Origin of the sequence: Thauera sp. 27 (genome assembly GCF_000310125.2) — a bacterium.
Taxonomy (GTDB): domain Bacteria; phylum Pseudomonadota; class Gammaproteobacteria; order Burkholderiales; family Rhodocyclaceae; genus Thauera; species Thauera mechernichensis.
Map to the genome: position 1 here is coordinate 1 of NZ_AMXB01000050.1, position 26,770 is coordinate 26,770.

Annotated in this window: 24 protein-coding genes; 10 read left to right on the plus strand and 14 right to left on the minus strand. The window is 67.7% G+C overall.

Going from position 1 to position 26,770, the window contains the following annotated elements:
* Both B447_RS19325 and B447_RS19330 read right to left on the minus strand, forming a co-directional pair.
* A partial coding sequence (locus B447_RS19325) for a TolC family protein (RefSeq protein ID WP_002944607.1) occupies positions 1 to 542 on the minus strand: 542 nt, incomplete at its 3' end.
* A gap of 213 nt (positions 543 to 755) precedes the next feature.
* Entirely contained in the window at positions 756 to 1,109 is a 354-nt protein-coding gene (locus tag B447_RS19330; RefSeq protein ID WP_002944609.1) for a hypothetical protein, read from the minus strand.
* A gap of 657 nt (positions 1,110 to 1,766) precedes the next feature.
* On the opposite strand from B447_RS19330, the gene B447_RS19335 reads away from it, so the two are divergent.
* Positions 1,767 to 2,492 carry a hypothetical protein gene (locus B447_RS19335; protein ID WP_002944612.1) on the plus strand — a complete coding sequence of 242 codons (726 nt, stop codon included), beginning with the start codon at positions 1,767 to 1,769 and terminating at the stop codon, positions 2,490 to 2,492.
* A 61-nt stretch (positions 2,493 to 2,553) separates the two neighbouring features.
* On the opposite strand, the gene B447_RS19340 is transcribed toward B447_RS19335, so the two are convergent.
* Positions 2,554 to 4,134 (minus strand): MFS transporter, encoded by a 1,581-nt coding sequence (locus B447_RS19340; RefSeq protein ID WP_002944613.1) that lies wholly within the window; start codon positions 4,132 to 4,134, stop codon positions 2,554 to 2,556.
* 343 nt (positions 4,135 to 4,477) lie between these two features.
* On the opposite strand from B447_RS19340, the gene B447_RS19345 reads away from it, so the two are divergent.
* The 8 genes from B447_RS19345 to B447_RS19380 are packed head-to-tail and all read left to right on the plus strand — an operon-like array spanning position 4,478 to position 13,224.
* Complete coding sequence (locus B447_RS19345; RefSeq protein WP_232431681.1) at positions 4,478 to 5,455, plus strand: bifunctional MaoC family dehydratase N-terminal/OB-fold nucleic acid binding domain-containing protein; 978 nt, start codon at positions 4,478 to 4,480, stop codon at positions 5,453 to 5,455.
* A 10-nt stretch (positions 5,456 to 5,465) separates the two neighbouring features.
* The gene (locus tag B447_RS19350; protein ID WP_002944615.1) at positions 5,466 to 6,599 is read left to right on the plus strand and encodes an acyl-CoA dehydrogenase family protein; all 1,134 of its coding nucleotides are present in this window, start codon (positions 5,466 to 5,468) and stop codon (positions 6,597 to 6,599) included.
* Entirely contained in the window at positions 6,571 to 6,990 is a 420-nt protein-coding gene (locus tag B447_RS19355; RefSeq protein ID WP_002925295.1) for a MaoC family dehydratase, read from the plus strand. The genes B447_RS19350 and B447_RS19355 overlap by 29 nt, the downstream gene beginning before the upstream one ends.
* 19 nt (positions 6,991 to 7,009) lie before the next feature.
* Positions 7,010 to 8,188, plus strand: coding sequence for a lipid-transfer protein (locus B447_RS19360; RefSeq protein WP_002925294.1), 1,179 nt, complete (start codon positions 7,010 to 7,012; stop codon positions 8,186 to 8,188).
* 17 nt (positions 8,189 to 8,205) lie between these two features.
* A complete protein-coding gene (locus tag B447_RS19365) occupies positions 8,206 to 9,372 on the plus strand; it encodes an acyl-CoA dehydrogenase family protein (RefSeq protein ID WP_002944617.1) in 1,167 nt (388 codons plus the stop codon).
* A gap of 20 nt (positions 9,373 to 9,392) precedes the next feature.
* Entirely contained in the window at positions 9,393 to 10,616 is a 1,224-nt protein-coding gene (locus tag B447_RS19370; protein ID WP_002944620.1) for an acyl-CoA dehydrogenase family protein, read from the plus strand.
* A 13-nt stretch (positions 10,617 to 10,629) separates the two neighbouring features.
* The gene (locus B447_RS19375) at positions 10,630 to 11,784 is read left to right on the plus strand and encodes an acyl-CoA dehydrogenase family protein (RefSeq protein WP_002944622.1); all 1,155 of its coding nucleotides are present in this window, start codon (positions 10,630 to 10,632) and stop codon (positions 11,782 to 11,784) included.
* A 12-nt stretch (positions 11,785 to 11,796) separates the two neighbouring features.
* A complete protein-coding gene (locus tag B447_RS19380) occupies positions 11,797 to 13,224 on the plus strand; it encodes a DHA2 family efflux MFS transporter permease subunit (RefSeq protein WP_002944626.1) in 1,428 nt (475 codons plus the stop codon).
* Here B447_RS19380 and B447_RS19385 read toward each other — a convergent pair.
* Positions 13,214 to 14,101 (minus strand): NAD-dependent epimerase/dehydratase family protein, encoded by an 888-nt coding sequence (locus B447_RS19385; protein WP_002944628.1) that lies wholly within the window; start codon positions 14,099 to 14,101, stop codon positions 13,214 to 13,216. The two genes, B447_RS19380 and B447_RS19385, sit on opposite strands and share 11 nt — an antisense overlap.
* Positions 14,102 to 14,115: 14 nt before the next feature.
* Positions 14,116 to 14,955 carry an SDR family NAD(P)-dependent oxidoreductase gene (locus B447_RS19390; RefSeq protein WP_002925279.1) on the minus strand — a complete coding sequence of 280 codons (840 nt, stop codon included), beginning with the start codon at positions 14,953 to 14,955 and terminating at the stop codon, positions 14,116 to 14,118.
* A 198-nt stretch (positions 14,956 to 15,153) separates the two neighbouring features.
* Here B447_RS19390 and B447_RS19400 point away from each other — a divergent pair, with 198 nt between their 5' ends.
* On the plus strand, positions 15,154 to 16,323 hold the full coding sequence (locus tag B447_RS19400; RefSeq protein WP_002944630.1) for a helix-turn-helix transcriptional regulator: 1,170 nt from the start codon (positions 15,154 to 15,156) through the stop codon (positions 16,321 to 16,323).
* Between the two features lie 46 nt (positions 16,324 to 16,369).
* On the opposite strand, the gene B447_RS19405 is transcribed toward B447_RS19400, so the two are convergent.
* The 9 genes from B447_RS19405 to cofH form a co-directional block, all read right to left on the minus strand.
* Positions 16,370 to 17,398 (minus strand): TIGR03617 family F420-dependent LLM class oxidoreductase, encoded by a 1,029-nt coding sequence (locus tag B447_RS19405; RefSeq protein ID WP_002944632.1) that lies wholly within the window; start codon positions 17,396 to 17,398, stop codon positions 16,370 to 16,372.
* A 21-nt stretch (positions 17,399 to 17,419) separates the two neighbouring features.
* Positions 17,420 to 18,271: an SDR family NAD(P)-dependent oxidoreductase gene (locus B447_RS19410; protein WP_002925266.1), complete on the minus strand. Its 852-nt coding sequence runs from the start codon at positions 18,269 to 18,271 to the stop codon at positions 17,420 to 17,422.
* A 13-nt stretch (positions 18,272 to 18,284) separates the two neighbouring features.
* Complete coding sequence (locus B447_RS19415) at positions 18,285 to 19,736, minus strand: hypothetical protein (RefSeq protein ID WP_002925261.1); 1,452 nt, start codon at positions 19,734 to 19,736, stop codon at positions 18,285 to 18,287.
* Positions 19,729 to 20,913, minus strand: coding sequence for a sulfotransferase (locus B447_RS19420; RefSeq protein WP_002944637.1), 1,185 nt, complete (start codon positions 20,911 to 20,913; stop codon positions 19,729 to 19,731). Before B447_RS19420 ends, B447_RS19415 begins: the two co-directional genes overlap by 8 nt.
* Positions 20,914 to 20,923: 10 nt before the next feature.
* Complete coding sequence (locus B447_RS19425) at positions 20,924 to 21,586, minus strand: TetR/AcrR family transcriptional regulator (protein ID WP_002925257.1); 663 nt, start codon at positions 21,584 to 21,586, stop codon at positions 20,924 to 20,926.
* A gap of 174 nt (positions 21,587 to 21,760) precedes the next feature.
* Positions 21,761 to 22,543, minus strand: coding sequence for a 3'(2'),5'-bisphosphate nucleotidase CysQ (gene cysQ, locus B447_RS19430; RefSeq protein WP_002944639.1), 783 nt, complete (start codon positions 22,541 to 22,543; stop codon positions 21,761 to 21,763).
* Between the two features lie 51 nt (positions 22,544 to 22,594).
* Positions 22,595 to 24,502, minus strand: coding sequence for a sulfate adenylyltransferase subunit CysN (gene cysN, locus B447_RS19435; protein ID WP_002944641.1), 1,908 nt, complete (start codon positions 24,500 to 24,502; stop codon positions 22,595 to 22,597).
* Position 24,503: 1 nt separating this feature from the next.
* Positions 24,504 to 25,403 (minus strand): sulfate adenylyltransferase subunit CysD, encoded by a 900-nt coding sequence (gene cysD / locus B447_RS19440; RefSeq protein ID WP_002925240.1) that lies wholly within the window; start codon positions 25,401 to 25,403, stop codon positions 24,504 to 24,506.
* Positions 25,404 to 25,495: 92 nt separating this feature from the next.
* Positions 25,496 to 26,770: 5-amino-6-(D-ribitylamino)uracil--L-tyrosine 4-hydroxyphenyl transferase CofH (gene cofH, locus B447_RS19445; RefSeq protein WP_002944642.1), on the minus strand; the 1,275-nt coding region annotated here is incomplete at its 5' end.

Genomic DNA, 26,770 nt, shown 5'->3' on the forward strand with positions numbered 1-26,770 from the left:
GTCCCGGCCGCCAGGTGCTCGGCCTGTGCGGCCAGCGCATCGGCGCGGGCCAGTTCGCCGGCGCGCACCCGGCGCCCGACGTCGTCCGCAAGCCGCTGCAGGGACTGGACCTGGCCCTCGGCCTGCGCGACCTCGGCCGCGAGGCTGGCCCATGCCCATGCCTGCTCGCGCAACTCGCCCGCCAGTTGCAGTCGCGCCGCCTGCTCGGCAGAGGCCGCCTGCGCCGAGGCCGCAGCGCTCACGCCCTGGTGCGCATCACGCTGGCCGGGGAGCCACAGTGGCAAGGCGACGCCCAGCTCGGTCTCGCGGGCGCCATCATTGCTTTGCAGGCGGTCGTTGCGATGGCTCAGGGTGAGCGACGGCGGGGCTGCCCACAGGGACTGGGAGGCGAGGCGCTCGGCGTCGGTGCGACGCAGCTGCCCCTCGGCTTCCCGGGCCACGACGGCGCGCTGCCAGGCAGCATCCAGTGCGACACGCAGCGGCACGCGCTCGGCCGCAAGGGAAGGCTCGGGGGAGGTGGCCGCCAAGGGGCGGTCGTGCACGGAAGCACTCGGCTGGGCCCAGCAAGGCCCACCGACCATGCTGCCGGCGACGACGCAGGCAGATAGCCAGAAAGATGGTCTCACGATGATCCTGAAAGTTGCGTGGGGGTCAGCCAAGCACGCGAACGCGCCCGCAGCGATGGAAAGCGGGACGGTGCGAGCTGGCTGGTTCAGGGGCAGGGTCCGTGGGGGGGACGCCTGCCACGCAGGGTTTCAGGAGCGCAGACTAGGCGGCCTGAGCAGGCCGTCCGGGAAGGGGCCGGGAACGGCAGCATCGTGCCACTCGGACGGCAGGACCGAGCCTGCAGGCGGGAGCACGTGAGAGATCGAGCACAGCAACTCGACGTGACCGCCAACGTGGTCGCCGGAGACGTGTTGCAGCGATTCGTCCGATTGATCCTGGTGGAACGAACCGTCGTGGTGGTGATGGTGACCCGTCGCCTGCCAGTGCAGCGCTGCGTGCTCCGGATCGGATGGCAAACTGTTGGCCGCGTCCACGCGCGCCACTGCCATCGACTGGCAAAGCAGGGAAATCAGCGTGACGAAAAGGACAAGAAGCCGGCGCATGGCCGCGAATCCTAACACGGCCGATTTCGCACGCGTACTCACTTCTCTTCACTCACAGGGGGCGTGTGACGATCCAGAGCGCGTCCGGGGTACTGCACATCCCTCGGAACACTACCAACGGCGACGTAGGCAAGGTTCGTGGGTCCCCGCAGTATGGGTTTGGTCGTAGCGGCAGCTTGCCGGGCCAACCCGACGCTCGAATGACCGAGGCACGCAAAGATTGACAGACGGCTGATGGCCGATAGTACCCCTTCGGCATCATCGCCGTAAGCAGCTACTCGACGCTCATATCTCGATCTTCTTGGAGGTGTCTGGCGCGTCTTCGACCTCGATGTCCAGGTGCCGAAATGTCGATTCGCGCCTCGACTAGTCCAGCAGGGGGGGTGTGACGACCCCGTGCCTCTTGGATCACTCATCGATCATCTACGCTTGCGTATCGGCGTCCTGAATTGATACCTGCCAGCACGCACTCGACCGGCCCGGGTCGAGGTGCCAGTCGATGGCTCGCCCTGCCATGCAGAAGGGCAGCGGTGTCAATCCATTAAGAAGCGGGGGTTGGCCGGCGCTGCTGGCGTGCAGTCAATCAGGATGACGCTTTATGACCATCAGGCATGAAATTTGCATTCGTTTTGTGCATTCCGGATGCAAAGGCGTGCCATGAACGTTCATTCCGCTTCGTCGGTCCTTCTCTATGCCGCTTCGATGGCGCTTTCGCAATCGAACCGGCAACACGCAGCCGCGTCGCCGGCAAATACTGCCGACACGGTCAGCATCTCTCAGGCTGCACGCGATCTCTATGCGAGTGTCGAGAACCAGGGCAAGCCTGCAGTTTCCGCGGGTAACAACGTCAAGACCGCATTCGACACCACGAAAGGCAGGATGGATCTCGACATCGAGTCCTACTTCGCGCCACAGGGCAGTGATGGCGTGGATCTGGATTCCGTGCCGCTACTGCTTCCGAGCCAGAAGAACATCGAAGCCCTGTCGAACTACCTTTCGGCGCACATGCCGGGTTTCCTGGCCGACAAGGGCATCCCGACGCCACCAGCGAGCATGACATACGACAGCATGGGGCAGATCGAGCTGCCGGCTGATTACCCCTATGCGGCGGAGTTCAAACAGGCCCTGAAAGACAACCCGGCGATGGAGCGGGCCTTACGCACGACTTCAGCGCTGACGTCGCATGTGGTTGAGATGAACAAGTCCATTCCCTTCCAGCGCGAATACGCGGCGGCCACATCGCAGACCCAGATCGACGCTGTGGTCGCGAAGTACCACTATCTCTTCTCCGCAAATCGTCACTACGACAGCATCGCGCTCAACTTCACGACCGACGGTGTCCTGAGTATCACCCACGACGGAAAGCCGCTTTCCGGCGCCTGAGTCTCTGGTCCGGCAGCGCGCGCCGCGACGTCGCTTGACCGGGCATTTCCCAAGCATCCTCTCAACCCACCCGCGCCTGCGCGTCCCCCGTCACCGCCGCCGCGCGCGTGCGCGCCAGGCGCAGGCTCAGGACCAGTGCCAGGCCGATGAGGCCGAGGAGCATGTAGCCCACGTTGGTGAGGGCGGTATTCAGGCCGGCGATGTTGGCTTCGGCGAGCACGGTGTTGGCCGACAGGCCGGCCTCGCCCAGGCGGGTGGCGACTTCGGCGGGCAGCTCGCGAGCCCGGCTCCCTGCGGCGCGGGCCAGCGCCTCCAGGCTCGCCGTGTCGAGCCCTAGCGCTTCGGTCTGGCGGCTGATTGCGTCCTGCGTGGCGTAGGCCAGGCTGGCGCCGAACACCGCCAGCGACAGCGACGAGCCGGTGGGGCTGCCGAGGTCGCGGAACATGCTGAACAGGCCGCTGCCGGCGCCCATGTTCTTGGCGGGCACCGCGCCCAGGGCCAGCTTCATGATCGCCGGGGTGTTGCAGCCGATCGACAGGCCCATGATGCAGGCTACCGCGATCACCATCCACAGCGGCGTGGTGACGTCGATGTTGAGGAAGAGCAGGGTGCCGCCCAGGCTGGCGAGCATGGCGATGATGACCAGCACGCGCGGCTCGATGCGGTCGACCAGCTTGCCTGCGATCGGCGAGCTGATGAGCCCGCTGCCGTACAGGAACAGGGTGACGAAGCCGAACTGCGCGGCCGTGCCGCCCGGGCGGCTGTTGATGAAGAAGGCCAGCGAGTAGACGACGCCGCTGGAGAAGATCATGTGCAGCCAGTAGATCGCCGAGGGCGTGGCGAAGGCGCCGCGCGACAGGATGCCGAGGTCGATCACCGGGTTCGGCGCGCGCTTGCTGTGGCGCCACAGCACCACCAGCGCGCTGATGCCCACGACCACGATGGCCCAGGTGATGGGCGATTCCTTGCCGAAGTTGGTTGCCCAGGTGGGCAGCGACAGCAGCGAGGCGATGACGGCAAACAGCAGCATCGCACCGGTGTAGTCGAAGGCGGCCTGGTGCTTGGCGGGGGCGATCTCGGGCACCAGCATGCGCACGGGGACGAGGCCGACCAGGGTGAGCGCACCGCTGATCCAGTACACGCTGGGCCAGCCCAGGCGGTCGATCAGCAGGCCGCCGAGCAGGCCGCCCGAGGCCGCGCCGAAAGTCATCGTGAAGGCGAGGATGCCCAGCGCCAGGCCGCGCTTGTTGTCTGGGAACAGGTGCGCCGCATACGCGAACACGCCGGGCAGGATGCAGGCCGCGCCCAGGCCCTGGACGAAGCGGGCGCCGAGGAAGAACCCGAAGTTGGGCGCCCAGGCGGCGGCGAACTCCGACACTGCGAACACCAGCATGCCGATCGTGATCACCCGCTTGCGCCCGTACTGGTCGCCCAGGCGGCCCATGATCGGCGCGAACACGGTCAGTGCCAGCGAGTACAGGATCAGGATCAGCGCCGACATGTTCACCGGGATGCCGAAATGCCGGGTCACGCTCGGCAGCGCAGGGGCCTGGAAGGCGGCAGCCTCGATGGTGATGAAGGTGCCGAACAGCAGCGCGGCATACACCGCCCAGGCTGAGCGCGTGTCGGTACGTGAATCCATGGGCTGTCTCCGTATGCAGCGCATGCGGATGCGCGCCGCCTTGTTCTGTCGGGCGGATGGTCGGGCCCGGGGGGTGGGGACACATCGTCCGATGGGACTAAAGCGGGCTCGGAAACGGAGGCCGGCGATCGGCACCCGGTTCGCTGCCGAATGTCGGGTTTCGCTTGCCTTGTCCATCGTCCGTTCAGACGAAGTGTCGCCGAGGGTCCTGCTCTTAGACTCGCTGCAAGCGCTGCGAAAAGCTGCGACGCATCACCAGATGCATGCGCGCCGCTGGTCGCGGCAGGGTCCCGCAGGCGCCGCCGTCGATCGGGCGCGCCTCACACAACAGCAGGAGACGAACTTGGCTGAACAGGAATGGATGTCCGAAGTGCGTGCCAAGGTGGGTCGCGAGTACGGTCGCGTCTACGCCTGGGACGAGGTCAACGCGCCGATGATCCGCCAGTGGTGCGAGGTGATGGGCGTCGATAACCCGCTCTACCTCGATGCGGATTACGCCGCCACCACCGAGTTCGGCGGCATCGTGGCGCCGCCGGCAATGCTGCAGGCCTGGTGTCTCGAAGGCCTGCAAATGAATAACTACGCGCCGGGTTCGACTGACGAAAACCCTTACGAAGTGCTCAAGATCATGGAAGCGCACGGCTACCCCTCGGTGGTGGCGGTGAATTCCGACCTCAGCTTCGAGCGCTACGTGACGCTGGGTGAAAAGCTCTACTACACGACCCGCCTGGATGCGGTCGGCGAGGAGAAGACCACCGCGCTCGGCACCGGCTACTTCGTCACCCTCATCATGAGCTTCTTCTCGCAGAAGCCCGGTGGCGACGAGCGGGTCGGCCAGCTGCTGTTCCGCGTCTTCAAGTTCCGCCCCGCCAACGTGCCCAAGCCGGTGGAGAAGGGCGCGGCGCCTGCGGTACCCAAGTTCAAGCGTCCCAAGCCGGGCGTCAGCGACGACACCCGCTTCTTCTGGGAAGGCGCCGCCGCCGGCAAGCTGCTGATCCAGCGCTGCACCAGCTGCGGCACGCTGCGCCATCCGCCTGCGCCGGTGTGCATCAAGTGCCATTCCTTCGACTGGGACACGGTCGAGGCTTCCGGCAAGGGCAGCATCTACTCCTTCGTCGTCATGCACTACCCCGAGGTGCCGCCCTTCGAGCATCCCAACCCGATCGGCCTCATCGAACTCGACGAGGGCGTGCGCCTGATCGCCGGCCTGGTCGGCGTCAAGCGCGACGAGGTCAAGATCGGCCAGCGCGTGCAGGTCGAGTTCCAGTCCTTCGACGACGGCGAGCTGACCCTGCCGATGTTCCGCCCGGTTGCGGCCTGAGGAGAAGAGCATGGATTTCCAACTGACTGACGACCAGCGCGCCATCGCCGACATGGCAGGCAGCCTGTTCGGTGACTTGTGCACCGACGACCGCCTGCGCGCCTTCGATACCGCCGGCGAGCCCTTCATGGCCGACCTGTGGAAGCAGTGCGTCGAAACCGGCCTGCATGCGCTGGCCATTCCCGAGCAAGCGGGCGGCAGCGGGCTGGGCATGACCGAGCTGATGCTGGTGCTCGAGGCCCAGGGGCGCGGCCTCGGCCATGTGCCGCTGTGGCGCCACCAGCTCGCCGCCGCCACGCTGGCGCGCTTCGGTGGCGCCAGCGGGACCGAGGTCGCTACGGCCGCCGCCGAGAGCAAGCTGATGATCACGCTGGCGCTCGGTGCCGCGGCGCGTGCCCACGGCATCGCGCTCAATGCCCGCCGCGAGGGCGACGGCTGGGTGCTGGATGGCAAGGTGGCCGCCGTGGCGCTGGGTGCGGAAGTGTGCCGCGCGCTGCTGCTGGCCGAGACCGACGACGGCCCCCGCCTGGTGTCGGTGGACCTGCGTGCAGCCGGCATCGAGAAAGTACCGGGCGTGTTCACGCATCGCGAGGCGGTCGCCGACCTCGGCTTCAACGCCCACCGCCTTGCGGCGGACGCAGTGCTGCCCGAGGCCGCGCTGCCCTGGCTGGAGCAGCGAGCGATCGCCGCGCTGGCCGCGCTGCAGCTGGGCGTGAGCACCGAGCAGGTACGCCGCACGGTCGAGTACATCAACGACCGCCGCCAGTTCGACCGCGCCATCGCCACCTTCCAGGCCGTGCAGATGAGCATGGCCGACGCCCACATCGCCATCGAGGCGCTGCGCTCCGCGCTGTGGCAGCTGGTGTATCGCCTGGATGCCGGCCTGCCGTCGCCGTCCGAGGCGCTGGCGGTCAAGTACCTCGCCAGCGAATGCGGCCACCTCGTTGGCCACAAGGCGCAGCACGTGCATGGCGGCATCGGCGTCGATCTGACCTACCCGATCCACCGCTACCTGTACTGGAGCCGCGCGCTCGGCATCACCCTGGGCGGCAGCGCCGCCACGCTCGAACGACTCGGCGACTGGCTCGCCAACAACGACAAGCTGGGATGGAAATATGACCTCGAAGAACAGCAAGCGCTTTGACGACGTGCGCCTCGGCGAGGCGCTGCCCGAGCTGGCGATCCCGATCACCACGACGCTGATCGCCTCGGCGGCGATCGCCACCCGCGACTACTTCCCCGGCCACCACGACATGGAAGCCGCCCAGCAGCTCGGCTCGCCGCACGTGTTCATGAACATCCTCACCACCAGCGGCCTCACCCAGCGCTTCGTGGAAGGCTGGGCCGGTCCGGCGGCGCGCTTCAAGGATCTCCGGATCAAGCTCGGCGCGCCCAACTACCCGGGCGACACCATGACTTTCAGCGGCGAGGTCGTCCGCACCGATGCGGCCAGCCGCGAGGTGGACGTCGCCCTCAAGGGCAAGAACTCGATGGGCAGCCACGTGACCGGCACGGCCACGCTGGTGCTGCCCTGACACGCGGAGAACCGAACACATGACGGATATGTCCCTTTCCGGCCGCGCCGCCATCGTTGGCCTGGGCGCGACCGAATTCTCCAAGAACTCCGGCCGCACCGAGCTGCGCCTGGCCATGGAATCCACCCTGGCCGCGCTGGCCGATGCCGGCATCGACCCCTCCGAGGTCGAAGGCTTCTCGTCCTACACCATGGACAAGGTGCCCGACTACGAGATCGCGCGCCTGCTCGGCTGCAAGAACGTCAAGTTCTTCTCGCAGATCCCGCACGGCGGCGGCGCCGCCTGCGCGCCGGTGGTGCATGCCGCGATGGCGGTGGCCACCGGCCTGGCCAAGGTGGTGGTGGTGTTCCGCGCGATGAACGAGCGTTCGTGGTACCGCTTCGGCACCGGCACCTACGGCTTTGGCGACACGCCGATCTTCGAGAACGTGAACTACGGCTGGTACATGCCCTACGGCTTCCACACCCCGGCCGCCTGGGTGGGCATGTTCGCCCAGCGTTACATGCACGAATACGGCGCCACCAGCGAGGACTTCGGCCGCGTGTCGGTCGCCGTGCGCGACTTCGCCGCCACCAACCCGGCCGCCTTCTTCTACGGCAAGCCGATCACGCTGGAAGATCACCAGGCCTCGAAGTGGATCGCTGAGCCGCTGCGTCTGCTCGACTGCTGCCAGGAATCCGACGGTGCGGTGGCGATGGTCATCACCTCGGCCGAGCGCGCCCGTGACCTCAAGCAGAAGCCGGTCATCATCAAGGCCGGCTCGCAGGGCATCACCGAAGGCCAGCAGAGCATGACCTCCTACTACCGCGACGACATCACCGGCCTGCCGGAGATGGGCGTGGTGGCCAAGGAGCTCTACGCCCAGTCCGGCCTCGGCCCCGACGCCTTCCAGACCGCCGTCATCTACGACCACTTCACCCCCTTCGTGCTGCCGCAGCTGGAAGAGTTCGGCTTCTGCAAGCGTGGCGAGGCGAAGGACTTCATCCGTGCCGGCGAGCATGCCCGCGGCGGCAAGCTGCCGATCAACACCCACGGCGGCCAGCTCGGCGAGGCCTACATCCACGGCATGAACGGCGTCGCCGAGGCGGTGCGCCAGGTACGTGGCACGGCCGCCAACCAGGTGGCCGATGTCGAGAACGTGCTGGTCACCGCCGGTACCGGCGTGCCCACCAGCGGCCTCATCCTCGGCGTCGCCTGAGCGAAGGAGAACGAACGATGTTCGTCGATCTGACCCCGGAACAACACGCGCTGCGCCTGAAGGTGCGCGATTACTTCCAGACCCTGATGACCCCCGAGCTGCGCAGCGAGCTGCGCGGCAAGGAAGGCGGCGAGCTGTACCGCAACACCATCCGCAAGATGGGCGCGGACGGCTGGCTGGCGGTGGGCTGGCCCAAGGAGCACGGCGGCCAGGGCTATGCCGCCACCGAGCAGCTGATCTTCTTTGAAGAGGCCAACATCGCCGGCGCGCCGCTGCCCTTCGTCACCATCAGCACGGTCGGCCCGGCGCTGATGGAGGCGGGCACCGAGCTGCAGAAGAAGAAGTTCCTGCCCGGCATCGCCGCCGGCGAGATCATGTTCGCCATCGGTTATTCGGAGCCGGAGGCGGGCTCAGACCTCGCCACGCTCAAGACCAGCGCGCGGCTCGAAGGCGACCACTTCGTGGTCAACGGCAACAAGCTGTGGACCTCGGGCGCCGAGGCCGCCGACTACGTCTGGCTCGCCGCGCGCACCGACCCCAACCTGCCGCGCCACAAGGGCGTGTCCATCCTGATCCTGGACACCACGGCCGAAGGCTTCTCGCACACCGTCATCCCCACCTGCAGCAACCCCACCGCCGCCACCTATTACGACAACGTCAAGGTGCCCAGGGACATGCTGGTGGGTGAGCTCAACGGCGGCTGGAAGCTGATCACCGCCCAGCTCAACCACGAACGCCTGGGCCTGGGCTCGTGGTCGGACAAGGTCGTCGCCCTGTTCCGCCGCGTACTGCTGTGGGCCAAGGCCCGGGACGAGAACGGCCGCCGCGCGGTCGATGCGGCCTGGGTGCGCAGCCTGCTCGCCGAGTGCTACGCAAAGATCGAGGCCATGCGGCTGATCAACTTCCGCATCGCCGCCGACCTCGAGCGCGGCCACATGGACGTGGCGCTGGCTTCGGCCACCAAGGTGTACGGTTCGGAGTCGGTGGTCGATATCCTGCGCAAGCTGTCCGAGATCGTCGGCGCCAGCGGCCTGGTGCGCGAAGGCTCGGCCGCAGCCGCCCTGCTCGGCGAGCTCGAGTACGAAGTGCGCGCCTCGGTCACGCTGACCTTCGGCGGCGGCACCAACGAGATCCAGCGCGAACTGGTGGCACAGTTCGGCCTCGGCATGCCGCGTTCGCGCTGAACCCCGCACAGGAAGAAGACATGAGCACCCTCGAAGATTTCCGCCGCGAGACCCGGGCCTGGCTCGAGGCCAACTGCCCGCCCTCGATGCGCACCGCGATGCCCGACGGCGAGCTGGTATGGGGCGGGCGCACGGTCGAGTTCAAGCACGAGGACCAGCGCCTGTGGTTCGAGCGCATGCGCGACAAGGGCTGGTTCTGCCCCGACTGGCCGGCCGAGTATGGCGGCGGCGGGCTGACGCCGGAGCAGAACGCGGTGCTCGAGGCCGAAATGCGCCGCCTGCGCTGCCGCCCGCCGCAGATCAACCTCGGCATCTGGATGCTGGGCCCGGTGATCCTCGAGTTCGGTAGCGAGGCACAGAAGCGCGAGCTGCTGCCGCCGATGGCGCGCGGCGAGATCCGCTGGTGCCAGGGCTTCTCCGAGCCCAACGCCGGCTCCGACCTTGCCAGCCTCAAGACCAGCGCGGTCGATGCCGGCGACCACTTCGTGGTCAATGGCACCAAGATCTGGACCTCCTACGGCGACAAGTCCGACTGGATGTACATGCTGGTGCGCACCAACCCCGACGTGCCCAAGCAGCAGGGCATCAGCCTGCTGGTGGTCGACATGGCCTCGCCGGGCATCGAGGCGCGGCCGATCGACCTCATCAGCGGCAAGTCGTCCTTCTGCCAGGTCTTCTTCGACAACGTGAAGGTGCCCAAGGGCCAGCTCATCGGCCCGCTCAACGGCGGCTGGACCCTGGCCAAGGCGCTCCTGCAGCACGAGCGGCGGGCGATGTCCAAGTTCGGCGAGTTCGCCTTGCCGACCCACTTCGACCTGCTGTCGATTGCCGGCAACTACCTGCCGGCGCAGGATGCGTCCTCGCCGGCCGACGTTGCGCTGCGCCAGCGCGTGTATGCGACGGCGATGGACGAGATGGCCTACAGCCTCACCGCCCAGCGCATGGGCGAGGAAGCGCGTGCGCGCAAGAACGTGTCCGGGCTGATGTCGATCATGAAGCTGGTGCACTCCGAACAGGAGAAGGACAAGTTCGAGGTGCTGGTCGACGTGCTCGGCCACCGCGCCCTGGGCTGGGAAGGCGACGCCTTCGAGGCGCAGGAGCTGGCGCTCACCAAGGCGTGGCTGGGCAGCTTTGCGCAGACCATCGCCGGCGGCTCGTCCGAGGTGCAGTTGAACGTGATCGCCAAGCGCGTGCTGGAGTTGCCCGAAGGCAACAGCGGCAACGGCGGCAAGCAGGGTAAGTGAGGAGCAGCGCGTCATGAGTCTGGTTTATTCCGAAGAGCAGCAACTGCTGGCCGACACCGCCGCCGAGTTCCTGATGGCGAAGAGCCCGGTCACCGCCCAGCGCAAGCTGCGCGATGAGGATGTGGCAGGGGGCTTCGATGCCGCGCTGTGGCGCGAGATGGTCGACATGGGCTGGAGCGCGATTCCCTTCCCCGAGGCGCTCGGTGGCCTCGCCTTTGGCTGCAAGGGCCTGGGTGCGGTGTTCGAGCAGATCGGCCGCAACCTGTCGGCCTCGCCGCTGCTGTCGAGCGTCGTGCTCGGCGGTTCGGTGATCGAGCTCGCCGGCTCCGAAGCGCAGCAGGCGGAGTGGATGGCGGCGCTGATCGGTGGCGACAAGCGCATCGCGCTGGCGGTGGACGAAACGCCGCGCCACGACCCGGCCGCGGTCGCGCTGCGCGCCACGCGCGCAGGCGATGGCTACGTGCTCACCGGCAGCAAGGCCTTCGTCGCCGACGGCGTGGGGGCGGATGCCTTCATCGTCGCTGCGCGTACGGGCGGCCAGCCAGGCGAGCGGGGCGGCATCAGCCTGTTCATCGTCGCCGCCGATGCGGTCGGCGTGCAGCTGTCGCCGATGAAGACGCTGGACTCGCGCAACTACGCCACGCTGGTGCTGAACGAGGTGCGTGTCGACGCCGCAGCGCTGCTGGGCGCGGAGGGCGAGGGCTTCGCCGCGCTCGACGCGGCGCTGGACCGCGGCCGGGTGTGCCTGGCGGCCGAGCTGCTGGGCGCCACGCAGAGCCTGTTCGACACCACCGTCGAGTACCTGAAGACGCGCGTGCAGTTCGACGTACCGATCGGCAGCTTCCAGGCCCTGCAGCACCGCGCCGCGTGGTGCTACGCCCACCTGCAGCTCGCACGCAGCGCGGTGATGGCCGGGCTGGCGGCGATGGACGACCCGGCGCTCGACGCCGCCGCACGCGCGCGCATGGCCAGCCTCGCCAAGTGGAAGGCCGGCGACGCGGCCCACCGCATCAGCCGCGAGGCGGTGCAGATGCACGGCGGCATGGGTGTCACCGACGAGCTCGACGTCGGTCTCCACCTCAAGCGCATCCGCGTCGCACAGGCCAGCCTGGGCGACGGCGACTTCCACGTGCAGCGCTACGGCGACCTGAGCATGATCGAGGCCTGAGGCACCCTGCGCGTGCGCTGGCTGCCTCAGGTCCGGACGGGCGAAGAGCTGCGCGCCCAGCATGGCCCGGCCTTCAAATGGCTGGCGCTGACGGTGGTGGGGCTGGGCACCATCGCCGCGGTGCTGGCGACGACGAGCTTCAACGTCGCGGTTCCGGCGCTGGGTGCGTTCTTCGGCTTGGGTCAGCATCAGGTGCAGTGGGCGATCACGGGCAGCATGGCCGCGCTCACCGTGGCCATGCTGCCCACGCCCTGGGTGCTGGACCGCATCGGCTTCCGGCGCCTCTTCCTCGGTGCCAATCTGGTGCTTGGGGCCAGCAGCGTTGCCGGTGCGCTGGGCGACAGCTTCAGCTTCGTCGTCGCCATGCGCATCGTGCAGGGAGTGGCTGCGGGGCTGCTGCAGCCCTTGCCGATGCTGGCGGTGATGCGCCTGTTCCCGGCCGGGAGCCAGGGGCGGGCGCATGGCATGCTGGGCTTCGGCATCGTGCTGGCGCCAGCGGTGGCGCCTGCGCTGGCGGGCGTGCTGCTCGACCGCTTCGGCTGGCCGTCGATCTTCCTGATGAGCCTGCCGTTCTGCGTCGTTGCCGGCATCATGGGCCTGTACCTGCTGCCGCGCCACGAACCGTCGCCGCCGCGGCCTTTCGACTGGTTGGGCGTGGCGATCCTGTGTGCGGCCTCGCTGTTGGCGATCGATTTCATCGCCAGCCTGCGCGGCCATGGCCTGCTTGCGGCGCGCACGCTGGCCCTGCTGGCGCTGTCGATGCTGTGTGTCGTCGCTTTCGTGCGCCATGCCCGGCGTGCCGCGGCGCCCATCGTGTCGCTCGATCTGTTTGCCGAGCGCAGCTTTGCGATGGCGGCACTGGTCACCGTCGTGTACGGCTTCGGGCTTTACGCTTCCACCTATCTGATCCCCGTCTTCCTGCAGAGCGCGCTCGGCTACGACGCCACCTATGCCGGGCTGGCCCTGCTGCCCTCGGGCATCCTGCTCGCCGTCGTGATCCCGCTCGCTGGCGTACTGACCGATCGCCATTCGCCGCGCTGGATCACGGTGTGGGGGCTGGCGCTGTTCGGGCTGTCCTTCGTGCTGTTCGCCTGGCGGGGCGGTGAGATCAGCTATGCCGAAGTGATCGCCTTCAGCCTGCTCGGCCGGCTTGGCCTCGGGCTGACGGTGCCGGCGCTGATGGTGGCCACCATGGCCCGTGTCGCGCCCGCGCTGATGGGGCAGGCGTCGATGGTGAGCAACTACACCCGCCAGCTGGGCGGGGTGCTGGGCGTGGCGGTGGTGGCGGTGTTCGTGGAGTGGCGCGCGGCGGTGGAGGGCGCGGGAACGGGCGGGCTGTTCCAGGCCTATGCGCAGGCCTTCCTGCTGCTGGCGCTGAGCTTCGCGGTTGCGGTCGCATTTGCCATGCGCATGCGACCGCGAACCGACCCTATGCGTTGATCTGCTCGACCAAGGCGCGCACGGCAGCCTTCACGTCATTGCGGCGATAGGCCAGGGACATGTCGGGCTCGTAGCGTGCGTAGTTGCCGCGCCCGGTATAGATGGCGACGTCCGGCAGGAGCGGGTGTTCCTGGTCGAGCTCGGGGACCGGCTGTGGATTGCCGACGGCCTCGAAGAACAGGCTGAAGTACTCGGCGAAGCTCAGATTCTCGTCGCCGACCAGATAGGCCTTGCCGGGTGTGCCCTTGAGCAGCGCCTGGTGCAGTGCTTCGGACAGCGCGCCCACCGACATGAAGTTGGTGCCGCCCTTCGGCCCGAATACCGGCACATCGGGCAGCTGCCCCTTGGCATAGGCGACGTAGGCTTCGAACATCGGGTTCGGCAGGCCCGGCACGTGGCCGACCATGAAGGGCGCGTTGACCGACACGACTTCGAATCTGGCCGAGTTCAGGGCGCGTACACCGACATCCGACAGATGGCGGGAGCGGACGTAAGGAATCGTCTCGATCAGCTCGGGTGCCATTTGCGGATAGAAGCTGCCCAGCAGGACTGCACGGCGCATGCCCGCATCGCGTGCGGCAGCGAAGAAGCGCGGGATGGCGACGGTGTTGCGCTCGTGCCATTGCTCGTCCAGGGACTGCCCGAGATCGACATGGCGAATGTCCTGGCCGGCGCAGAACAGCAGCGCATCGAATCCTTTCAGCACCGATGGGGCGGTGGCTTTCGTGTAGTCGATGCTGATGAATGGAAGTGCAGCGAGCAGCGGGGCCTCGGGGGCTGTCCGCGATGCGATCGTGACGTCGAACCCTTGCGCTTTCAGGTGCAAGGCTGCGTGTCCGCCCAACAGGCCGGTACCACCGACGACGAGAGTCTTCATGCTTGTGTGTCTCCTCAGAAATTGAAACCGTTGGTCTGGATGACCGGTGCGATGGTCCAGCCGCCTTGCGGCGTGCGGTACCAGCCGCTGGCCGCGAGGGCGCCGCCGTCCACATGCAGCGTTGTGCCGCTGACCCAGCTCGCCATGTCGCTGGCCAGATAGACGACAGCGTCGGCGATCTCCGCGGCCGTGCCATAGCGGCCCAGGGGTACCCAGTCCGACAGGCGTTCGCGGTACTCGGGCTTGATGAACTGCGAAAGGGGCAACTGGGCGGTCTCGGTCGCTTCGGGGGCGACCTGGTTGATGCGGATGCCGTGGCTACCCAGCTCGACGGCGAGGCTCTTGGTAAAGCCGGCCAGCGCGGTCTTGAAGGCCGAGTAGAACGCCAGGTTGGGGACGCCGCGGAAGGCTTCGATGGTCGATAGATTGACGATGCTTGCGGTCGGGCTTCGATGAGCCTTCAGCAGCGGCAAGGCGCAGCGCGTCACCTCGAATACCTGGCGCAGGTTCGTCCCGTAGAGACGGTCGATCTCCGCATCCGAATACGCTTCGAAGGGTTTTGCCATCTGCAGCGAGTCGCCGACGTTGTTCACCAGGACGTCGAGCGCACCGTCCGTCGCGGTCAGTTCGGCGAACACGCGCACGACGTCGTCCGGTCTGGTCACGTCGCCATGGAAGACCCGGTGTCCGTCGCCCTGGTCGGCGAGCCAGGCTTCCACGTCGGCCGCGCGTGCCGCGTCCGATTCGATCACCCGTAGCTTCGCCTTCAGGCCGGCGAATTTCTCGACGGTCGCCCGCCCGATACCCGCACCGCCACCGGTGACCAAGATTGTCCTTCCATCGAAATCGAGCATGTCTCACGACCCCCTGTTGAAGTTTCGAGCGGCAAGCTGCCGGCTCCGGACGATTGTTGGGTCCTGGCTCGGATGTGACATCGTGAAAGGGGACGAGGGCCTTATCGTCCGGATGGACGATGAGCTGCACCGGGGGCTTGGGAATAGTCCTTCCATGAATGTCGGGCTCGATTGCAGGCTAGAGATTGAGGTGATGGCGTGAGCGCGCACGATGCGTCCGCGGTCTTTCGTGCGGCGGACATGGACATCGCGCATCACGATCGCATCGTGAGCATCATTTATGCATCCGCAATGGATCACCAGAAATGGGTGGATGCACTGCAGGAAATGAGAGGCCTGTTCGCCGCGAATTTCCTGACCCTGATCCTGCGCGAGGCATCGCTTGAAGACCCGGGGCTGATCGTCTGGGTCGGCGACGGAGCCGAAGGCGGGAGCGCGCGCTTCGAGCCCGCCCGTGACGACCTTACGCCGTTCGCGAACCTGGCGGCGGACCGGATCCATGTCGTCGATGACCTGATGGCGAGCTCGGACTGGCGGCGCTCGGCCTACTTTCAGCAGTCGTGCAGGCCGCACGATGTCTTTCACGTCATGTCGGTGGATATCTCGATCGCAGGGGCGGGGCGTCTGCCGCTGCGGATCACGCGCCCGGAGTCCGCGCCCGCGTTCAGCGAGCGCGACCGCGCGCGTTGTCAGGCCCTGCTGCCGCATTTGCGCCGTGCGCTGCAACTGCACAATCAGCTGCGCCGGAAGGAGTCCCTGGGCGGGATGTACTCCAGCGCGATGGGCCGCCTGTCCGTCGGCACGGTCGTCCTCGATGAGCGCGGCCGGGTGTTCGACCAGAACCCGATTGCGCGTGACATCCTTGCCAATGGCGACGGCCTCAAAGTGGCCGGAGGCCGGCTCGAGGCCTTCTATCCGAGTGACAACCGCGCGCTGCAGAACCTGATACGCGGCGCCTTCGCACGACATGCCTCGTGCCAGCCGGCCGTGGCCGAGGCCTTGTCGATATCGCGGCCATCGGGTCAGCCGCACCTGGGCATCGTCGTCGAGGTGTTGCCGCCGGGTGAGTGGGCGGGCGGGCGTGGCAGGCCGGTTGTGGTGTTGTACGTACGCGACCCGGCGGGCCGCACGCTGGCAGACGCGGAGGCAGTGCGCCAGCTCTTCAACCTCACCCCGACGGAGACCGCCGTCGCGCTCAAGCTGGCCGATGGGGCCTCGCTCGAGGAGGCTGCGGAGGCGCTGGGGATTCGCCGCAATACCGCGCGTGCCCACCTGCGCGCGATCTTCTCGAAGACCGGGGTGCGGCGGCAGACCGAGCTGGTTCGCATCCTGCTGAACAGCGTCGCGCCGCTGCGGGTCGAGGCCTGAGAGGGCGCCTCGCCCGCCTGCCGCGAACCTCCGCCGCCCGCGCCGCTCAGGTGCCGGCGCGGATGGCCTTGATCGCTTCCGCTGCCGCCGCGTCGTTCGCCGGGTCGGTCGGCACCGTGAGCGTGATGCGGTCGACCAGGCCGCCGAAGCGCGCGGCGAGCTGCTCCGGCAACTGGTCGTAGCGGCCGGACACCAGGAAGGTGTCGAGCACCTCGTCGGTGAATACGCCGGGCATGTCATTCCAGCGCCCCTCGCGGGTGAGCGCAAGCAGCTGTTCGCCGACGTGCTGCCAGCCGAACAGCTCCAGGCTGGCCCAGTAGGCCGGGGTGGAGAACAGGAAGGCGAGCATGTCGCGGAAGCGTTCGCGCTCGGCGGCGACGGTGGCGTCGTCCGGCCCGGTGGCAACGAACTGGCTGGCGCTGATGAAGGGCTTGGCGCGCCCGGGGTCGCGCTGTGCGGTGCCGACCGCGATCTGCGGCAGGATCACTTCCTTCAGGTAACGCACCGAGGTGTTGGTCGGATGGGTGTGGATGCCGTCGGCGGTCTTGCCGACCAGCTCCAGCATCTTCGGGCCGACCGCGCCGAGCATCAGCGGCACGTCCGGGGCATCGATCGGCCCCGGGTTGAAGAAGGGCTGCAGGCGGGTGAACTTGTAGTGCTCGCCGATGTACTCGAGCCGCTCGCCGGTGCGGAAGGCGTGGAAGATGGCACGCAGCGCGCCCACGTATTCGCGCATGCCGGCGGCCGGCGGCAGCCAGCGCGCCGAGTAGCGATCCTCGATGTTCTGCTTGATCTGCGTGCCCATGCCGAGCTCGAAGCGGCCGCCCGACATCTTCTGCAGGTCCCAGGCCGCCAGCGCGACGTTCATCGGGCTGCGTGGGAAGACGATCAGCACCGAGGTGCCGACCTTGAGTTTCGAGGTTGCGGACAGCGCCTGGCAGGCGAGCAGCAGGCCGTCGTGGATCGCGTCGGACACGAACAGGCCGTCGTAGCCCATGGCTTCGACGCGGCGGGCGAAAGCGCCCATGTCGGCCAGGTTCAGGTTTTCAGGGGTGGAGGCGAAGATCTCGAACATGGGGGGAGTCCTGGGCAAGGGTCAAAGCTTGAAATCGGGCAGCGGGCCGGCGCCATCGAGGCGCATCACGGGCAGGCCGAGCTCGCGCAGCAGCGGCAGGCTCAGCGCCACCCGGCCCGACAGCGCGGCCTGCGGGCGCGAGCACAAGGCCAGGGCCGCTTCGGCCATGGCTTCCACCGGCTCCATATGGGCGAGGTCGTCGATCGAGCCGCTGACGAGCGCGCCCTCGCTGGCGACGGCCTCCACCGGGGCAAGCGTGTTCACCGCGATGTTGTCGGCGGCGAGCTCCATCGCCATGCCGGTGCTCAGGCGCTCGAGCGCGGCCTTGGTCGAGCCGTAGAGCGTGGGCGAGTGGGTGGTGTGGAAGCGGTAGGCGCGTTCCTTCGGGTCGTAGGGTGCCGGGCCGGGGCGGGTGCTGGTCGCGCTCGACAGGTTGAGGATCCAGCCGCCGCCGCGCGCCTTCATCGCCGGGATGGCGAGCTGGGCGAGGTGGTGGGGCGCGAACAGGTTGACCGCATAGGCGAGCTGGACGCGCTCCGGCGACTGTGCGTAACCCGCGCCGAAACGCGCCCAGGCGGCGTTGTTGACCAGGATGTCGATGCCGCCGTAATGACCTAGCGTTTCGCCCATGATGCGCTCGCGGTCGGCGGCGCTGGCCAGGTCAGCCTGCACGCACAGGCAGTCGCCGCCCGTCGTGCGGATGCGCGCCGCGGTCTCGTCCAGCGAGCCGGGCAGCTTGCCGCCGGGTTCGCCGGTGCGCGCCACGAGCACGACCTTGGCGCCTTCGGCGGCGAAGCGTTCGGCGATCGCCGCGCCGATGCCGCGGCTGGCGCCGGTGACGATCGCCACCTTGTCCTTGAGGGTGTGGGGCATGCGGGGCTCCTTGTCAGTGCTGGCGGTAGCGGCGCTGCACGTGTTCCTGGCGGATCGCGATCTGCTGCCGGCGCTCCTCGGGCGAGATCAGGCGGGTGTCGGCCGGCAGGTGCTGGCGCAGCTCGGCAAGCGGCACCTTCTTCGCCGTGGCCCAGGGCAGGTTGTCCATGGGCTTGACCGGGTAGGCCCAGCGTATCGCCATGTAGCCCTCGGGCTGGCCGGTGGTGTCGAGCCAGTTGGCGATGCCCGGGTCGGTGTGCGAGACCACCAGGCGGAAGACGTTGTCGGCATCGCGGTGCGCCTGCAGGCCGCCGAGGCTGCTCTGGTAGTTGGCGAAGTCCAGCGATTCGCCCCACATGTTGCCCAGGCTGAAGCCGATGTACACCGGCTCCACCGGCTGGTGCATCTCGACCACCAGGGCCTCGTCGGCTGCCAGCTCGAAGATGCCGCCGCAATACACGTTGGTGGCCATGCCGCCGGCGGTGGCGAGCGAGGCGGCGTTGGGCTTGTTGAAGTCGTTGCGCGGCATGAAGCACTGGCCGTCGCCGTTCATGTCGCCGTAGCACTCGCACACGACGGCGTAGAACTCGTTCCAGAAGTGCACCTGGTTGCGGGTGAAGCGGCCGATGTCTGCGATCTGCTTGGCGGCGACCTCGGGCGTGTAGGCCGGCATCGGCTTGCCGAGCAGGTCGTTGCGGTAGATGAAGAGCTCGAGCAGGTCCTCGTTCTCCCAGTCGGAGAACAGCTCGCGCAGCATCACCAGCTGGCTCACGTACTCGCGCGTGACGCTGCTGCCGTCCTTCTGCTTGCGCGTGCGGCTGGCGCGGGTGAGCATGAAGTTGCCCTCGTAGCCGGGCGGCTTCTCGGGCGCGAGCAGGATCTCGAAGCGGCCGTCGGCCTCCACCTTGAGCTCGGTGCAGTCCAGCTCCGCGCAGTTGATGCGCGAGCCGGGGGTCATCTCCTTGAGGCTGCCGCTTTCGCCCGAGTAGCCGCTGGGCGTCTCGAAGATCACGTAGTGCGGGGCCTTGCGCACCCCGGCCGGCGCCTTGCCGCCGCGCCAGGCGCTGGTGTCGGCGGCGCGACCGCGGATGGTGTAGCTGTAGTTGCCGTCGATCGGCGCCATCAGGTAGAGAGCGTCGCAGTTGTCGATGGTCGAGCGGTTGAGCGGCTGGATGGCGCGCACGAAGTAAGGGAACTCCGGCGTCGGACCGAGACAGCGCGAGATCGAGCCGTACAGGAAGCCGAGCACGTAGCGGTAGCCTTCGGCGAGGTTGCGCGGCGTGGCGGGCGGGGGCCACAGCTTGGGGTCGTCGATGGCATCGCGGGCGTCCTGCAGCTGCGCGATCATGCCGTCCCAGGCCTGGCGCAGCTGGACTGCGGCGTCGCGTGTCTCTGGGTCGCGGGGCTCGACGTGGGCCTTGACGGCCTCGAAGACGGCATCGTGCCGGGGGTTGGGCTCATGCATGGGCCAGCTCCTTTTCCTTGTCCTTGTGTTGGGCGGCGGGGACGTCTTCGTCCCAGTGGAATTGCTCGAACAGCGGCGCCAGCCGCGCGCGGATCTCGGCGTCGTCGAGGCCGAATTCGGCCAGGCTGTAGCGGTGTTCGGTTTCGTGCTTGCGGGTACGGGCGGCCTCGGCCTCCAGGAAGCTCGCAAAGGCGGGGGAGATGTCGAGCCCGAGATCGCGATAGACGTCCTCGATCGTGCCCTTCGGGTCGGTGGTCAGGCGGCGGTAGTCGATGACTGCACGCGGGGTCTCGGGGTGGCGTTCCAGCACCGTGAGCGGATGCAGGTAGGACTCGTAGGAGAGTCCGGTCATCACCTGGTTGGATTCGCGGATGCGGTCCTCCGACAGGTTGCCCTGCAGCTTCCAGCCCACGTTGAGCAGCTTGAGCAGGCTGGGGATGGTCTCGTGCGGGTTGCGGTAGAGGATCACGAAGCGCGCATCGGGAAAGGCTTCGATCAGGGACTCGACGCGACCGCAGTAGGTGGGGTTCTTGCTGAGGTGGATGCGGTCGCTGCCGTTCAGGTAGAGCTGGCGGCGCACGCATTCCTTGTAGAACTTCATCATCCGGCGCCGGCTCGCGGCCGGGCGCTGGTCGATGTGGAAGAAGTCGAGCTCGCTCATGTAGGGCAGCTTGGTCAGCCAGAAGCCCGATGCGCAGGAGTTGAAGTACAGCAGGTCGTCTTCTTCCGGGATGGTCAGGCCCATCTTGTGGATGTGCTGCATGGGGCCGAACTTGCGCTTCTCCCAGGCCTGCAGCCTGCGCTCCAGCGCGCGGCCGAGCAGGTGGGCGTCGATCCATGCGGCCAGGCGCACGAGCTTCTTCTGCAGCAGCGAGGGCAGCAGCAGCTCGTAGTACTTGAAGGTGGAGAAACGCTCGTCGGCATCCATCAGCCGGTGGGCGAGCGTGGTGCCGCTGCGCGCGTGGCCGATGATGAAGACCGGCGTCTTGACGCGCGTGCGCCACAGGCCGGGGAACAGGATGCCGTCGAGGAAGAAGCACACGGCGGTGAACGCGGCGCGCAGTGGCACATGCAGCAGCAGGAGCTTGTACAGCCCGCGCCCCCGGCGCGAGTTGGGCTCCTGGCCGACGAGGCGCAGCAGCTTGAACCAGACGGTGAAGTCGAAGTAGTACAGCAAGGGGGTCTCCTTAGTCGTTCGGGATGCCTTCGCCGGGCATCTTCTTGAGATAGCGGACGAGCATGGCGTGCAGCTCGTCGACGAAGTCCTGGGTCAGGATCAGGTCCGGGTTGCGGTCGAGCGTGGCGTGGATCGTGCCTTCGAGCGCGTTGGCCACCATCTGCGCGGCGAGCGCGAAGTTGTTCACCCGCAACGCGTCCTTGTGGCGTCCGAGGGCGGACGGCAGCCACTCGGCAGTGCTTGGCTTGTTGGGGTAGCGCTTGCGTGAATAGGCCTCGAAGTCGTACTTCCAGTGGATCTCGAGGTAGAAGTCCTGCAGTTGCAGGTACAGGCGGCGGTGGCGCGCAACCTGTTCCTCCACGAAGAAGGCCAGCGTCGCATCGAGCGAGTTCTCCGCCAGGGCGATTGCCTGGCGGTCGAGCCGCTTGATCTCGTCGAGCTCCGAGGTCAGTAGCGCATTGCAGATGTCGGCCGCGATGGCGTGCTTGTCGGTGTAGTACTGGTAAAGGCTGCCGATGCTGACCCCCGCAACCTCGGCGATACGGTTGGTGGTCAGGCGTGCATGCCCCTCCTCCTTGAGAATGCGCAGCGCCGCTTCGCGAATCGCACGCAGGGTCGCGGTCGCTCGGGATTGGGTCGGGCTGCGGCGCAGTGGAGAGTGGTGGGAGGCCATGGGCTTTCCTTCGCGTGACGTGGTCATTGGAGCAAGCCATCCACCGCCTGGCTACTCGCTTTCGATGTACGGAGGCGAACGGCGGGTGGATTCAAAGCGTCTTGTAAACAGTGGCTTGCAGGCTGCTTCAGATTCCCTTTCGCATAAACTGAGCCTTGCTCGGTTTTTGTTGCGCTAGGCCGCGGCGGTCGTGCCCCAGGCGGCGAAGTGGGGGTTGGCGAAATCGGCCTTGCCATAACGCAGGGTGGTGCCGTCGAGCGTGCGGACGATGCCGCCGGCGGCGCGCAGCACGGCGTCGCCGGCGGCGATGTCCCACTCCATGGTGCGGCCCAGGCGCGGATAGACATCGGCCTCGCCGGCGGCAACCAGGCACAGCTTGAGCGAGGAGCCGGCGTTGGTCTGGCTGGCGACCTTGCGCCCTGCCAGGAAGGCGGCGAGCGCCTCTGCGTCGCCGTGCGAGCGGCTGGCCACCACGGTGAGGCCTTCGGCGGGCGGTGTGCGGCACGCGATCGTGCGGCGCACGCCCTTGTCCTCCACCGTCGCGCCGATCCCGGCTGCGCCGGCGAACAGGCGGTCGAGGGCGGGGGCGAAGACGACGCCGAGCATGGGGGCACCGTGCTCGATGAGCGCGATGTTCACGGTGAATTCGCCATTGCGGCTGATGAACTCCTTGGTGCCGTCGAGCGGATCGACCAGCCAGAAGCGCTCGCCCACCGCGGGAATGCGCCCGGCCGCGGCTTCCTCCTCGGAGACCACCGGAATGTCCGGGCTGAGGCGGGCGAGCGCGGGCAGGATCAGGGCTTCGGCGCGCTCGTCGGCCTCGGTCACAGGGGAGGCGTCGGTCTTGCCGCGTACCGCGAAATCGGTGGCGTAGATCCGCATGATCTCGTCGCCGGCGGCGCGGGCGATTGGCAACAAGGCGTCGAGCAGGGCGCGTAGATCGGAGGTCTTGGTCATGTTTGTTCCAGTTCGCGTTGGTGGGGCGGGCCCCGGCGGGGCCCGCTGTCTTCAGTCGGCGATCACGCCGCGCAGGCGCAGGGTGGCGATGACCGCGTCGGCGGCCGCGTCGAGGGAGAGCTGGGGCGTGGTCAGCCGCAGCTCGGGGTTCTCCGGCGCCTCGTAGGGCGAGTCGATGCCAGTGAAGTTCTTCAGCTCGCCGCGCCGGGCCTTCTTGTAGAGGCCCTTCACGTCGCGTGCCTCGGCGACTTCGAGCGGGGTGTCGACAAAGACCTCGACGAACTCACCCTCTTCGACCAGGCCGCGCGCCATACGGCGTTCGGACTTGAAGGGCGAGATGAAGGCGGTGAGCACGATGAGGCCGGCATCCACCATCAGCTTTGCGACTTCGGCCACGCGGCGGATGTTCTCGACGCGATCGGCGTCGGTGAAGCCGAGGTCCTTGTTCAGCCCGTGGCGCACGTTGTCACCGTCGAGCAGGTAAGTGTGGTGGCCCAGCGCGTGCAGCTTCTTCTCGACCAGGTTGGCGATCGAGGACTTGCCCGCACCCGACAGGCCGGTGAACCAGAGCACGCAACCGTGCTGGTTCTTGAGCGCAGCACGCGCCTGCTTGTTCACGTCAACGTGTTGCAGGTGGATGTTGTGTGCCCGGCGCAGCGCGAAGTGCAGCAGGCCAGCACCGACGGTGTTGTTGGACAGCCGGTCGACGAGGATGAAGCCGCCGGTGTCGCGGTTGTCGCGGTAGGCATCGAAGGCGATCGGACGGTCGAGGCTGATGTTGCACACGCCGATCGCGTTCAGTTCCAGCTTCTTGGCCGCGACGTGCTCGAGCGTGTTCACGTTCACCTGGTACTTGATGTCGGTGATCGTGGCCGTGACCGTCTTGGCGCCGATCTTGAGCAGGTAGGGGCGGCCGGGCAGCATCGGCTCGTCGTGCATCCACACCAGCGTGGTCTCGAACTGGTCGGCCACCTCGGCGGGCGCTTCCACCGTGGAGATGACGTCGCCGCGCGAGATGTCGATCTCGTCGGCCAGCGTCAGCGTCACCGACTGGCCGGAGACGGCCTGCGCCAGGTCGCCGCCGTGGGTGACGATGCGCGCCACCGTGCTCTCGCGCCCCGAGGGCTGCACGCGGATGCGGTCGCCCGGGCGGATCACGCCGCTCGCCACCTGGCCGGCGAAGCCGCGGAAATCCAGGTTGGGGCGGTTGACCCACTGCACCGGGAGGCGGAAGGGCGCGCGCTGCATGCGTGCGTCGTCGATCTCGACCGTTTCCAGGTAGGCCATCAGCGTACTGCCGTGGTACCAGGGCATCGCGCTGCTGGGCTCGATGATGTTGTCGCCCCTGAAGGCCGACAGCGGGATGAAGCTCACGTCCTCGAGGCCGATCTGTGCGGCGAAGGCGGTGTAGTCCTCGCGGATGTCGCGGAAGACCTTCTCCGAGTAGTCGACCAGATCCATCTTGTTGATCGCCACCACGATGTGGCGGATGCCCAGCAGCGACACCAGGTAGCTGTGGCGGCGCGTCTGGGTGAGGATGCCCCTGCGCGCATCGACCATCAGGATCGCCACATCCGCCGTGGAAGCGCCGGTGACCATGTTGCGGGTGTACTGCTCGTGTCCCGGGGTGTCGGCGACGATGAACTTGCGCTTGTCGGTGGAGAAGAAGCGGTAGGCCACGTCGATCGTGATGCCCTGCTCGCGCTCGGCCGCCAGGCCATCGACCAGCAGCGCGAAGTCGATCTGGTCGCCCTGGGTGCCGAACTTCTTCGAGTCGGCCTCGACCGCGGCAAGCTGGTCCTCGAACAGCATCTTCGATTCGTAGAGCAGGCGGCCGATCAGCGTGCTCTTGCCGTCATCCACGCTGCCGCAGGTGATGAAGCGCAGCAGGCTCTTGTGTTCGTGCGCCTTCAGGTACTGCTCGATGTCGGTGGCGATGAGGTCGGAAACGTGTGCCATGTCAGAAATACCCCTCTTGTTTCTTCTTTTCCATGGAAGCGGCGGAATCGTGGTCGATCACCCGGCCCTGGCGCTCGGAGGTCTTGGTGAGCAGCATTTCCTGGATGATCGCCGGCAGCGTGTCGGCCTCGGACTCCACCGCGCCGGTCAGCGGGTAGCAGCCCAGGGTGCGGAAGCGCACCTTCTTCATCATCGGCACCTCGCCGGGCTTCAAGGGCATGCGGTGGTCGTCGACCATGATCAGCGTGCCGTCGCGCTCGACCACCGGGCGCTCGGCGGCGTAGTACAGCGGCACGATGGGGATGTTCTCGAGGTAGATGTACTGCCAGATGTCGAGCTCGGTCCAGTTCGACAGCGGGAACACGCGGATCGACTCGCCCTTGTGCTTTCTGGCGTTGTAGAGCTTCCACAGCTCAGGGCGCTGGTTCTTCGGGTCCCAGCGGTGCTGCGCGGTGCGGAACGAGAACACGCGCTCCTTGGCGCGCGACTTCTCCTCGTCGCGGCGCGCACCGCCGAAGGCGACGTCGAAGCCGTACTGGTCGAGCGCCTGCTTGAGGCCCTCGGTCTTCATGATGTCGGTGTGGATCGCCGAGCCGTGGGTGAAGGGGTTGATGTCCTTCTCCACACCCTCGGGGTTGATGTGCACCAGCAGGTCCATGCCCGTCTCCTGCGCCATGCGGGTGCGGAAGCGGTACATCTCCTGGAATTTCCAGCGCGTATCGACGTGCAGCAGCGGGAAGGGCGGCACGGCCGGGTAGAAGGCCTTCATCGCCAGGTGCAGCATGACCGCGCTGTCCTTGCCGATGGAGTAGAGCATCACCGGGTTGTCGGCTTCGGCGACGACCTCGCGCAGGATGTGGATGCTTTCGGCTTCGAGCCGTTGCAGGTGGGTGAGTGTCATGGATTCTCCAGCTTGTTGCGGGATCTAGGGACGTAGGGGGCCGGCCGCGCCGCCGGGGAGGCGCGGTTCGGTACTGCGTGGAGCGTGGGGGTTCAGGCGGTCGCGTGCAGCCTATGCACCTGCCGCGGGTGTTGGGGTGGTCCGACTGCGGCCCGATCGGCCGCGGGCGGCACCGCCTCATAGAGCGTGCTGCGCTGTCGCAGCGGACGTTCGCAGCGCGCCGCAATCGCGCGCAGGTCGGCGGTCTCCATCAACTGGCCGTTGGCGCCGCCCGCGGCGCGCGTGATCGATTCGTACATCAGCGTGCCGCCGAGGTCGTTGGCGCCAGCCTGCAGGCACAGCGCCGCGCCTTCGGCGCCCATCTTGACCCACGAGGTCTGGATGTTCGGGATCAGCGGATGCAGCACCAGGCGGGCGACCGCGTGCATCAGCACCGATTCGCGCAGCGTCGGGCCGGAGCGGGCGCGGCCCTTGTGCCACAGCGGCGACTCCATATGCACGAAGGGCAGCGGTACGAACTCGGTGAAGCCACCGGTCTTCGCCTGCAGGCGGCGGATGGCGAGCAGGTGGCGCGCCCAGTGCCGCGGCGCATCCACATGGCCGAACATGATGGTCGCGGTGCTGCGCATGCCGACTGCGTGCGCAGCCTCCATCACCTCGAGCCATTGCGCGCTGTCGAGCTTGTCCGGGCAGATGATGGCGCGCACCTCGTCGTCGAGGATCTCCGCCGCCGTGCCCGGCAGGGTGCGCAGGCCGGCGTCGCGCAGGCGGCACAGGTAGTCGTGCAGCGACAGGCCCAGGGTGGCGGCGCCGTGACGGATCTCCAGCGGCGAGAAGGCATGGATGTGCATGTCGGGCGTCGCGCGCTTCACCGCCGCCAGCAGCTCGAGGTAGGTGTCGCCGGTGTAGTGCGGGTGAATGCCGCCCTGCATGCACACCTCGGTGGCGCCGCGCGCCCAGGCTTCGAGCGCACGGGCGGCGACCTGCTCGGCTTCGAGCCGGTAGGCCGGGCCGCGCAGCGTGGAGGCGGCGTGGCTCTTGGCGAAGGCGCAGAAGCCGCAGCGGTGCTGGCAGATGTTGGTGTAGTTGATGTTGCAGTTGCGCACGTGAGTGACCGCATCGCCCACGGTGTCGTGGCGCAGGCGGTCGGCGGCTGCCATCACCGCGTGCAGGTCGGCGCCCTGGGCGTCGAACAGGCGCGCGATCTCGTCCTCGGCCAGCTCGCGACCCGCCAGGGCCTTGTCGAGCAGCGCGCGGATGGCCTGCGAGGGCGCCGTGGCGCCGGCTTGCGGCACGAAGGCGCGCAGCGCGGCGGGCGAGGGGGCCTGGCCGGTGCCGGCGATCCAGTCGTCGGCGCGGGCGAAGGG

Excerpts from the sequence above, each read along its gene's own strand:
- cysN (WP_002944641.1), bottom strand. The coding sequence starts at position 24,502 with ATGGCACACGTTTCCGACCTCATCGCCACCGACATCGAGCAGTACCTG.
- B447_RS19350 (WP_002944615.1), top strand. The coding sequence starts at position 5,466 with ATGGATTTCCAACTGACTGACGACCAGCGCGCCATCGCCGACATGGCA.
- B447_RS19425 (WP_002925257.1), bottom strand. The coding sequence starts at position 21,586 with ATGGCCTCCCACCACTCTCCACTGCGCCGCAGCCCGACCCAATCCCGA.
- B447_RS19330 (WP_002944609.1), bottom strand. The coding sequence starts at position 1,109 with ATGCGCCGGCTTCTTGTCCTTTTCGTCACGCTGATTTCCCTGCTTTGC.
- B447_RS19390 (WP_002925279.1), bottom strand. The coding sequence starts at position 14,955 with ATGCTCGATTTCGATGGAAGGACAATCTTGGTCACCGGTGGCGGTGCG.
- B447_RS19370 (WP_002944620.1), top strand. The coding sequence starts at position 9,393 with ATGAGCACCCTCGAAGATTTCCGCCGCGAGACCCGGGCCTGGCTCGAG.
- B447_RS19335 (WP_002944612.1), top strand. The coding sequence starts at position 1,767 with ATGAACGTTCATTCCGCTTCGTCGGTCCTTCTCTATGCCGCTTCGATG.
- B447_RS19405 (WP_002944632.1), bottom strand. The coding sequence starts at position 17,398 with ATGTTCGAGATCTTCGCCTCCACCCCTGAAAACCTGAACCTGGCCGAC.
- B447_RS19385 (WP_002944628.1), bottom strand. The coding sequence starts at position 14,101 with ATGAAGACTCTCGTCGTCGGTGGTACCGGCCTGTTGGGCGGACACGCA.
- B447_RS19375 (WP_002944622.1), top strand. The coding sequence starts at position 10,630 with ATGAGTCTGGTTTATTCCGAAGAGCAGCAACTGCTGGCCGACACCGCC.
- B447_RS19415 (WP_002925261.1), bottom strand. The coding sequence starts at position 19,736 with ATGCATGAGCCCAACCCCCGGCACGATGCCGTCTTCGAGGCCGTCAAG.
- cysD (WP_002925240.1), bottom strand. The coding sequence starts at position 25,403 with ATGACACTCACCCACCTGCAACGGCTCGAAGCCGAAAGCATCCACATC.
- B447_RS19360 (WP_002925294.1), top strand. The coding sequence starts at position 7,010 with ATGACGGATATGTCCCTTTCCGGCCGCGCCGCCATCGTTGGCCTGGGC.
- cysQ (WP_002944639.1), bottom strand. The coding sequence starts at position 22,543 with ATGACCAAGACCTCCGATCTACGCGCCCTGCTCGACGCCTTGTTGCCA.
- B447_RS19355 (WP_002925295.1), top strand. The coding sequence starts at position 6,571 with ATGACCTCGAAGAACAGCAAGCGCTTTGACGACGTGCGCCTCGGCGAG.
- B447_RS19365 (WP_002944617.1), top strand. The coding sequence starts at position 8,206 with ATGTTCGTCGATCTGACCCCGGAACAACACGCGCTGCGCCTGAAGGTG.
- B447_RS19410 (WP_002925266.1), bottom strand. The coding sequence starts at position 18,271 with ATGCCCCACACCCTCAAGGACAAGGTGGCGATCGTCACCGGCGCCAGC.
- B447_RS19340 (WP_002944613.1), bottom strand. The coding sequence starts at position 4,134 with ATGGATTCACGTACCGACACGCGCTCAGCCTGGGCGGTGTATGCCGCG.